The following is a 249-nucleotide window of genomic DNA, read 5'->3' as shown; positions in this document are numbered from 1 at the left end:
GATGCGCTATTTCGAAGGGCGCGGGCGGTTGGCTTCGTTCGGCGTGTATTGCGTGATCGCCGGCGTGTTCTTCCTCGGCTGGTTCATGATGCATCCGCAGCCGGTTTGACGGTTGCGGCGCCGGTGTCGCGTGATATGGCGCGATGATCGGGTATAATTTCGGGCTCGGCTTCATGCCGGGCCCGTTTCGTTTCGGGGCTTTGAGTTCGTGGTTGTTGGAGCTGGCTCGAAGCTTCGTGCGTTAAATGC

General features: G+C 59.8%; 1 pseudogene. It reads left to right on the top strand.

Going from position 1 to position 249, the window contains the following annotated elements:
- A pseudogene (locus SB772_RS44055) lies at positions 1–109 on the top strand (undecaprenyl-diphosphatase); the annotation flags it as partial.
- Between the last annotated feature and the right edge of the window lie 140 nt (positions 110–249).

The organism is Paraburkholderia sp. SIMBA_030, assembly GCF_046535245.1.
Classification (GTDB): Bacteria; Pseudomonadota; Gammaproteobacteria; order Burkholderiales; family Burkholderiaceae; genus Paraburkholderia.
Note: the sequence above shows the minus strand (reverse complement) of the source record. Positions and strands in the feature narration are given on the sequence as shown.